The sequence below is a fragment of the Kitasatospora sp. NPDC056446 genome, from assembly GCF_042796115.1.
Classification (GTDB): Bacteria; Actinomycetota; Actinomycetes; order Streptomycetales; family Streptomycetaceae; genus Kitasatospora.
In genome coordinates, this window is the sequence record NZ_JBHTRF010000185.1 from 1 (window position 1) to 1,959 (window position 1,959).

Annotated in this window: 2 protein-coding genes; both read left to right on the forward strand. The window is 49.3% G+C overall.

The window, feature by feature from the left end:
* Positions 1-27 precede the first annotated feature (27 nt).
* Positions 28-1,665 (forward strand): AAA family ATPase, encoded by a 1,638-nt coding sequence (locus ACFQ6N_RS40460; protein ID WP_380659147.1) that lies wholly within the window; start codon positions 28-30, stop codon positions 1,663-1,665.
* A partial coding sequence (locus ACFQ6N_RS40465) for a hypothetical protein (protein WP_380659146.1) occupies positions 1,662-1,959 on the forward strand: 298 nt, incomplete at its 3' end. The genes ACFQ6N_RS40460 and ACFQ6N_RS40465, both read left to right, overlap by 4 nt.

Here is a 1,959-nt window from a genome sequence, read left to right on the forward strand (position 1 = left end):
CGGCTAGAGGCTGGTATGTGCGTGAAGATGTACCAGCAATCAGTGATCTTTAAGTCTCCAGTCGCGTTCTTCTCAGAAAGATTCACCGATTGTAAAAGTGCTATTGAAGCGGTCCTTCTGGGGCGAGATCTGGTCGAAGTTGAATCAGGATTTATAAGTGTATCGGGAGCCGGCGAGAAAGATAAGGGGGCTCCATCTTGGTTTGCCACGCTTCAAGGAAACATTGAGTCGTATCGACACTTGGTGCGCAGCATCGGATCTCACGCTACCAAGCTAGCCCTGAAGTCTGCTCATGATGTTCTCCTTTACGATCCTGGGAGTAATGTTTCCGGTGGCGGGAAGTCCGTTGAGAAGTCAGATGTGTTCAGAAATGTTGTCCTTAGGTCACATGAGCGATATTTTGCATATCGGCGTGGCGCAGATGTTCTGGATGGCGCGGAATTGAGATCGCTACAGAGATCAAGTGCGAAAGCGCTCGTCAGCTTTAAGTTATCTGGTTTTCGAAGTCGCCATGAAATTTCGTTGAACTTTGAGAATTCTGGGTTGTTCGACCGAAGGATAAATGTTCTCATTGGTGAGAATGGAGTGGGTAAGTCTCAGACTTTGGTAAACATTGTGCATGGGCTTGCTCGTTCCAAGATTGATAGTTTGGTGCAATCGAATGATCCTTTTAGTCGAGTAATCGCGTTCAGCTCCTCTCCGGGCCGGTCCTCTTTGCCTGGCAAGCTCAGAAGTCAGCATATTCTTCTATACCGTCATTTTGCGCTATCGCCATCCTGGGTGCGTTCAGGCGATAAAGGGGCGCTTACTGCAGCGTTGGTTGACTTGGTTCGGGATGACACTCGAATCGGGGGGAGAAGTAGATTCCAGATTTTTGATCGAGCTTTGAAGAAATGGCTCCCGCTGGCTCGCATTGGTCTTCCGATAAAGAAGTCGCATGCCACTCCGAGGCACTACGTTACGAGGGGCGGTGACGTCTACTTGCCGCTCAGTCTTCTTCTTGGAGCTTCAAGTTCAGTCATGGACAGCTTCCTTGATGGGCTTGACTCGGATCGTGGTCCGGAATTTTTCTCTGAAGGCGATATTCTGGATAGTCGCTATTCTCATGCTTCACGACCGAATGATTCGGCTCGAGGGGCTCTGCGTGAGCTGCAGCCACTCAGTAGTGGTCAGCAACTTTTTTTCAAATTCTCTCTAAATTTGTGCGCGTTCATTGAGTCGGGAGCATTGGTTCTTGTCGATGAGCCTGAGAATCATCTTCATCCAGCGTTTATTACTCAGCTAATGTCACTTCTTCGTGAAGTTCTCCGGGAAACGGGTTCATTTGCTGTCGTCGCGACGCATTCCCCATTTGTTGTTCGAGAGGTTACCGGCGCTGATGTCTCAATTCTGAGCAGAACGAATGATGGAGAGCCACTTGTAAGGAGTCCCAGGCTCCAAACACTTGGGGCAAGCGTTGCTGCCGTATCGGCCTACGTATTTGGGGATGAAACAGTTGTTACGCTCGCTAGATTGACAGAGGACGCGTTTCAGCGTCTTAAGGGGAGGAATGTAGACCCGAATAGCGAGCACGAGCTTGCCATGCTAAGTAAGGAGATGAGTACTGAGGCTGTTGCATACATTAGGGCGAGCCTCCTTCGTAACTCCCTTGGAGGCGATCAATGAAGTATATACGGCGTCCAAAATTTTTTGACTTCAAAGTTGCCGTTGAGATTGGGGGGCAAAAGAATCTAAGCTCGTTCCCGCTTTTTCGGGATAACATTGGGTCGGTTTTCGCGTCCTATAGGCAGTACATCAGGGCAAGGGGAGGTATTCCTGTTTCGCATCCATTGCTGCCTGAGGGGCTGAATACAGCAATGAGGGCGCATTACACTGGTGAGATAAACTCTCTTAAGTTCATTGAATACATCAGAAAAAAAATCTCTCCAGGCGTCTGCCCTGTGTGTGGGGCTCAATCGC